Here is a 6,922-nt window from a genome sequence, read left to right as displayed (position 1 = left end):
CGGGTATGTTGAAGGAGCGAAGGCCAATGGCTGGAAACAAGCCATCAACCAACTAGCTGTGGCATACCCAGACCGATTCGCGGAGTACTTGTAAACCAAGCCCCCGCACACAAACAATCGGACACTCTCTCTACCAAACAGGGGTCAGGTCCGCAGGGCCCGGCCCCCACCGAAACCCTCCAACCACTCCACACCCAACTCACAAACCTCTTCAACAACGCCAACAATCTGCAACAGACTATTAACAAAGCTAAAGCCGCAGGCACAGACCTCGACGACTAACACAGAAGCTTGTGTCCTGACGCACTGGAAACCAATCAGCTGGACGGAATGGTGCTGCTTAGCATTGCCGCTCCCCCACCCACAGCAGCCAACCGGATCCAATAACAGGTCGGCGCCACGTTCTACTCCCTGGTCTCCACACCGGCTAGGGAATCTCGCAACCACAAGCGGCGTGTAGGGTTCGTCAACTACCGAAAACTCTCGACAGCAAACGGTGATACATCGACACGTCCTCTGGGTTCGTCGATGGAACAATCCGCGACCTGCTCGTCGAATGAGCATCTACGCTTGGCAGAACCACCGTATCTTGCGGCAAATCCACCGCAGCTGCCCCCACCTTGACAACAGTCACTTTCTTGGACTGCGCCAGCTCCGTCAGGTGGTGCCCCGGCTGGTACAGCCACCCATGCTGTTTATGGTGTCTGTCAGCCACCAACAGCACATGATCCGCCATAGCCGTGCCCGCGGCAATGGTCTCCCCGGCACACGTATAAGGCAAGTTCACCACAACAATTGGCCACCTGTGCTGGGCACGACTAACCACAGTATCCAGTACATCAGCAGCCATCTGCCCCTGAGTACCTTGCGAAGCAGTTAACAGCGGGACTGCCCCGGAGCTATCCGCAAAGTTTTCCATCTTCTTTCGGGTTAGATCCAGCGGTTCCGTCGCCGCCAGCCCAAGAACGTCTCCCGCTGCCCACGCGCCCAACGGTCCCCGCATTGGCTGAGCTTGCACATCTGCGTCCAGAACCACCATCGGTAGTTCAGAAACCTCTTCGGCAATCATGGAAACCAAAGCGGTCACAGGCGAAGTCAGCATTCGGTTGTCAATGGAAGCCACTGCGATGACCATCGGCCTAGATGTGTCGACTGAAGAAAACCTCCGTGCCTGTGCAACACGCGAAGCCCACACAGCCCTGCCGAAAACGCTACGCCCCGAGACCAGCGAGCCCGAACCTCCACTTCGTGCAGCGTTAGCTACCTTTGGGGAATTCATCTAGCGATCTCATCCATTCTGCCTAGAGCAAATCAAACACATCTGTGGGGGACACACAGCACAAATTGCACAACACACATTAGTATAGGACGGGCTATACGTAGAGAAGTTGTCGGTAACAAAGAGTGAAGTACACGAGGAGTGCGTAGTGTCAACCAACCAGCCATCCCACGAAGGACTGCCCTCTTGGCTCCAGTTCACTGGTGATGGTGCGCCAGCACAACCAGCCACCCCACCACAACAACCTTCTCAGCCCCAAGAGCCGCCCGCTGCAGAGTCTCATACTTCCTCCCCTTCTTCCAATGAAGGTCAGCAGCAAGTCCCTGCGGCACTTCAGCAAGCTCACGAATCCAAGCCTCAGCAAGGTCACCAAGCCAACCAAGAGGAAAGTGATTCCGCAGAGAATCCTCAGCCTTCTCAAGGAACAGCCCATCAAGGCACTGCCCCGCAAGGTTCTCCCGCTTCATCTGAAGCTCCTCAGCCGACTCAGCCACAGCAAGCCCAACCACAACAAACTCAGGCCCACCCGCAGCAAGCTCAGGCACAACCCCAGCAGCCCCAACCCCAGCAGGCCCCGTTAAATCACGGTAAGCACCATGTCCCGTCCGAATATGACCTAAAGCCACCGCCGGCATTGGACCAGACAAACCTTGTCAATGCCGTCAAGAAAGCACCGCGCAGTGGATGGCGCAAAATGCTTTACAACGTCACCGGTGGGCACTGGAACGTTGGTGACTCCCAGCAAGATCTTGAACACGATCAGCTTCTGGAGAAAATCCGCCGTCCACTGCGCGGCGACTACCGCATCGCAGTGATGTCCCTCAAGGGGGGCGTGGGCAAAACCACCACCACCGTGGCATTGGGTGGCGTTTTCTCTTCCATCCGACACGACCGCGTCATCGCCATCGATGCCAACCCGGACCTCGGCACCCTGGCACAGCGTGTGGCTGCCCCCGGTCCGGCAACGATCCGCGACCTCCTCAACGCAGAAGACACATCAAAGTACGCCTCTATACGCCAGTTCACTACCCAGGCCAAGTCTCGCTTGGAGGTTATCGGCTCGGAGCGCGACCCCGCCGTGTCCGAATCCTTCAGTGATGAGGACTACCGCCACGCGGTCGACATCCTGCAGCACCACTACAACGTGATGCTCACTGACTGCGGAACAGGACTGATGCACTCCGCAATGTCCGGTGTGTTGGAGCTGGCCAATTCCTTGGTGCTCGTCACCTCTCCTGCCCTTGACGGCGCTCAATCAGCCTCCGCCACTTTGGACTGGCTCAACCTGCACGGCTACGAACAACTCGCCGCAAACTCCGTGGTAGTTGTCTCTGCGGCACACCCTGAAAATGCGACGATTGATATGGACCAGTTGATTGCACACTTCCGTAGCCGCACCCGCGCCGTGCACGTCATTCCATTCGACCGCCACCTCTCCGAGGGCGCAACGGTTGATCTTGAGCGCATCAGCAAGGAAACCAAGCAGGCTTACATGGAACTAGCAGCAATTGTTGCGGAGGATTTTGATTCGTGGCACCGTCACGCAGCTTTGTAGCCCGAGGGGTGGCCGCGCTGGGCGTCGGGTTCCTTGCTTTTACAACCCTTGCCAGCTGCGCCGATCGCCTAGAACCACCTGTGCCAGAGCAACACGCCCAAGTGGATAACATGAAGCAGTGGGCTACCGAACGTGCCGAGCCCTACCACATCCCCGAACGCGCGCTACAGGCATACGCATACGCCGCCTACGCCGTGGAACAGGAACAAGGCTGCGCCGTCGGCTGGCAAACACTCGCTGCATTGGGTGATGTGCTGACCCAACATGGGCAAGTAAACTCCACCACCATCGACGAAGATGGCGTGACCTCGAAACCTATACGCGCCGTTGCGCCTGCCGCCGGCGGCAAGAAGTCCGTGCCCGATACCGACGGAGGAGACATCGACGGCGATTCCACGAAGGACATCCCGGTGGGACCAATGCAACTCATGCCGTCGCGCTGGGAGCAATATGGCACTGCCGCCGAGCCTGGCAACACGCCAAATCCAGACAACATTGACGACGCCGCCCTAACCACCGCGAAAATCACTTGTAGCGCGGGCGACCTCAACAGCCCAGAAGGGTGGACCACAGCAGTCTCGGAATTCAACCCCAGCCCAGTGTTCTTGAAAGCTGTGCACAAAAAGGCCAAGGAGTATTCACGCTAATGAGGAAAACTCACACTGCAAGCGCACTGCTCTTGATTTCGCTTACAGGCACGCTAGCTGCATGCGAATCGCCAGGTCATGCCAAAGAGCAGACCGTGAATGATGAAGTTCCACCACTGGGCAAAGTGCCTGAGCTGCCTGAAGAGGTGACGGCACCGAGCACCAAGTCTGAAACTCCTAAGCCCGCACCCCCGCCGGCCCCAGCCCCGGAGCCAGAGACAGTAACAGAAACTGCCCCACCCCCCCCTAAGCCTCCTGCAAAACCGGCACCCAAGCCTCCCAAGGCTCCAGCACCCAGGCCGCCTGCGAATGATTCACCAGAAATCCGTATCCAACTCCCACCAGAGCTGAGGCCATACCTTTAAGGCACGCGACCAGCTAGAAGGAGCCCCCCCACATGTCTATCCAACAGCACGACGCAGCTCAGAGCGCCCCTGCGGGTTCTCCTACGTCGTCTCCCCCGTCGGCCGCTTCAACAGCAAAGAAGGACCATCGCGCTGCCGTGCAGGCGCACAAGCTGCGCATGGATATAGCGGGCAAAGCTATCCGGCATGGCGAAATTCAACCGAGTGTGACACCGCGAACCGTCAAAATCCTCATGGGCTCGGCAATTATCGCAGCCATCATGCTTGTGGTTACGATCGGCGCCGCCACCGTCATTCAGATGCTGTAGCCAAAGCTGCACCTACGAAAACCAAAAGGCACCCACCGAAGTGGGTGCCTTTAAAAATTCCTAGCGCGCGGACCTAGCTGGTTAAGCAGTGGTCCCCGCTAGCAGTGTCGAGTGATCTACTCGCCGCCGGCCAGCTTCTCGCGCAGCGCGGCCAGCTGCTCGTCGGAAGCCAGGGTGCCGGCGTCCTGAGCCGGTGCCTCGGAGGAAGCCGGTGCGGACTCGGTCTGAGTCTCGGAGGAGTAGCCGCCCTCGCCGTTTGCAGCGGCCTCGGCAGCTGCGGCGCGGTTGCGCTCGATCTGAGCGGTGTGCAGGCGGTGGCGACGTTCGGACTCTGCGTAGCGTTCCTCCCATGCCTGACGCTGCTCGTCGTAGCCCTCGAGCCACTCGTTGGTCTCCGGGTCGAAGCCCTCCGGGAAGATGTAATTGCCCTGCTCGTCGTAGGAGTCAGCCATGCCGTACTTGGACGGGTCGAACTCCTCGGTGTAGTCCTCATCAGCCTGCTTCAGGGACAGGGAGATGCGACGACGCTCCAGGTCGATGTCGATGACCTTGACCATTGCGTCCTGGCCAACGCCAACAACCTGATCCGGAACCTCGACGTGGCGCTCGGCCAGCTCGGAGATGTGAACCAGGCCCTCGATGCCCTCCTCGACGCGGACGAATGCGCCGAACGGAACCAGCTTGGTGACCTTGCCCGGCACGATCTGGCCGATGGCGTGGGTGCGTGCGAATACGCGCCACGGGTCCTCCTGGGTTGCCTTCAGGGACAGGGACACGCGCTCGCGGTCCAGATCCACATCCAGAACCTCGACGGTGACCTCGTCGCCGACTGCGACAACCTCGGACGGGTGGTCGATGTGCTTCCAGGACAGCTGGGAGACGTGAACCAGGCCGTCGACACCGCCGAGATCGACGAATGCGCCGAAGTTGACGATGGAGGAGACAACGCCCTTGCGGACCTGACCCTTCTGCAGCTGGTGCAGGAACTCGGAGCGAACCTCGGACTGGGTCTGCTCGAGCCATGCGCGGCGGGACAGCACAACGTTGTTGCGGTGCTTGTCCAGCTCGATGATCTTGGCCTCGATCTCCTGGCCGATGTAGGGCTGCAGGTCGCGGACGCGACGCATCTCCACCAGGGAGGCGGGCAGGAAGCCACGCAGGCCGATGTCCAGGATCAGGCCGCCCTTGACGACCTCGATGACGGTACCGGTGACCGGCTCCTCGTTCTTCTTGAGCTCCTCGATCGTGCCCCAAGCGCGCTCGTACTGTGCACGCTTCTTGGACAGGATCAGGCGGCCTTCCTTGTCTTCCTTGGTGAGAACCAGAGCGTCGATCTCGTCGCCGACCTCAACAACCTCACCCGGGTCAACGTCGTGCTTGATCGACAGCTCGCGGGAAGGGATGACACCCTCCGTCTTGTATCCGATGTCCAGCAGGACCTCGTCGTGATCGACCTTGACGACGGTGCCCTCGACAATGTCACCATCGTTGAAGTACTTGATGGTGGAGTCGACGGCAGCGAGGAAATCCTCAGCAGAGCCAATGTCGTTAATGGCTACCTGAGGGACGTTGTTGGTGGGCATATGTTGAATGTCTTTCGGAACGAATAGAAATAGAAGATGGACAGTTACTCTAGTTCTGCAAACCCTGCTTTTTGACGCCACCACCAGCGTCAATAACCTGGCGGGTAGCCTCTAGGAGCTCCACGTGGGGGCGTCCCAAAGAATCAAAAAGGGGGCGCACAACGCGCATAACGCTACACGACCACAGTGAACAGCGCAAACATGGACTTTCGGCCGCGAGTTGAAGCGGGGTTGTCCAAGACGTGCAGTACGATTGGGCGCGATGAAGATACTGCAAATACTAGTGAATATGGTCCGTGGCGGGTTGATTGGCATGGCCGAGCTCGTCCCGGGCGTTTCCGGCGGCACAATCGCGTTGGTTACCGGCGTGTACGAGCGCGTCCTGCACCAGGCGAACCTTTTCCTGGATGCCACGAAGAAGCTGCCGAAGGATCGCAAGGCTGCGTTTGCCCAGTACAAGACACTGGACTGGATGCTACTGCTCCCCATGTTGGTGGGCATGGCGGCCGTGGTGCTCTCGCTGGCGGGTGTGATGGAGAGCTTCGTGACGGACAAGCCGGTGCACTCGCGCGCGCTGTTCTTCGGCATGGTGCTGCTCTCCCTGGCCGTGCCGATTGGCATGACGGATAAGGAGGACGCGCGCCGGCGGCTGCCGATGGCGATCCTCGGCTTGGTTGTGGCGGCAGTGGCCACGTTCTTCCTGACGGGCGTTACCAGTGCCCCACAATCCGACCCGAACCTGCTGTGGGTCTTTGTGGCTGCTGCGATTGCAGTGTGTGCGCTGGTGCTGCCGGGTGTTTCGGGTTCCTTCTTCCTGCTGGCCGTGGGCCTGTACTCCGCGACGATGGCGGCGGTGGACGATAGGAACCTGGTCTACCTGGGCGTGTTCTTCCTGGGTGCGATCACCGGCATTGTGTGCTTTGTGCGCCTGCTGGAGTACCTGCTTAACAACCACCGCACCATCACGCTGTTCGTGATGACGGGCCTGATGCTGGGCTCCCTGCGTGCGCTGTGGCCGTGGCAGGACGGGGATGCGAACCTGCAGGCGCCGGGCGAGCACCTGGGCGCCGCGATCGGCCTGTTCCTGCTGGGCGCGGTGATCGTCGTGGCAATGCTGGCGGCCGAAAAGGCTTCGAACGCGAAGGCCACGCCGGCAGACGCCAACTAACCCGGCTGGCGCGCGCG

At 59.8% G+C, this 6,922-nt stretch carries 7 protein-coding genes; 4 read left to right on the top strand and 3 right to left on the bottom strand.

Translation table 11 applies throughout. The features are described 5' to 3' along the window. Positions 1 to 466: 466 nt before the first annotated feature. A complete protein-coding gene (locus MHX66_RS07000) occupies positions 467 to 1,102 on the bottom strand; it encodes a hypothetical protein (RefSeq protein WP_239201608.1) in 636 nt (211 codons plus the stop codon). Positions 1,103 to 1,476: 374 nt separating this feature from the next. Then, positions 1,477 to 1,824 carry a hypothetical protein gene (locus MHX66_RS06995; RefSeq protein ID WP_239201602.1) on the bottom strand — a complete coding sequence of 116 codons (348 nt, stop codon included), beginning with the start codon at positions 1,822 to 1,824 and terminating at the stop codon, positions 1,477 to 1,479. Between the two features lie 149 nt (positions 1,825 to 1,973). On the opposite strand from MHX66_RS06995, the gene MHX66_RS06990 reads away from it, so the two are divergent. From MHX66_RS06990 to MHX66_RS06980, 3 genes are all read left to right on the top strand, one after another. Next, positions 1,974 to 2,834 (top strand): MinD/ParA family protein, encoded by an 861-nt coding sequence (locus tag MHX66_RS06990; protein WP_347934100.1) that lies wholly within the window; start codon positions 1,974 to 1,976, stop codon positions 2,832 to 2,834. A 110-nt stretch (positions 2,835 to 2,944) separates the two neighbouring features. Further along, a complete protein-coding gene (locus MHX66_RS06985) occupies positions 2,945 to 3,481 on the top strand; it encodes a hypothetical protein (RefSeq protein WP_239201598.1) in 537 nt (178 codons plus the stop codon). 397 nt (positions 3,482 to 3,878) lie between these two features. Further along, positions 3,879 to 4,154: a hypothetical protein gene (locus tag MHX66_RS06980; RefSeq protein ID WP_239201596.1), complete on the top strand. Its 276-nt coding sequence runs from the start codon at positions 3,879 to 3,881 to the stop codon at positions 4,152 to 4,154. Positions 4,155 to 4,270: 116 nt separating this feature from the next. On the opposite strand, the gene rpsA is transcribed toward MHX66_RS06980, so the two are convergent. Further along, entirely contained in the window at positions 4,271 to 5,737 is a 1,467-nt protein-coding gene (gene rpsA, locus MHX66_RS06975) for a 30S ribosomal protein S1 (protein WP_005295768.1), read from the bottom strand. Positions 5,738 to 5,999: 262 nt separating this feature from the next. Here rpsA and MHX66_RS06970 point away from each other — a divergent pair, with 262 nt between their 5' ends. After that, the gene (locus MHX66_RS06970; protein ID WP_239201593.1) at positions 6,000 to 6,905 is read left to right on the top strand and encodes a DUF368 domain-containing protein; all 906 of its coding nucleotides are present in this window, start codon (positions 6,000 to 6,002) and stop codon (positions 6,903 to 6,905) included. Positions 6,906 to 6,922 lie beyond the last annotated feature (17 nt).

The sequence above is a fragment of the Corynebacterium sp. ACRPH genome (assembly GCF_022347285.1).
Classification (GTDB): Bacteria; Actinomycetota; Actinomycetes; order Mycobacteriales; family Mycobacteriaceae; genus Corynebacterium.
This window is presented reverse-complemented; position numbering and strand designations above follow the sequence as displayed.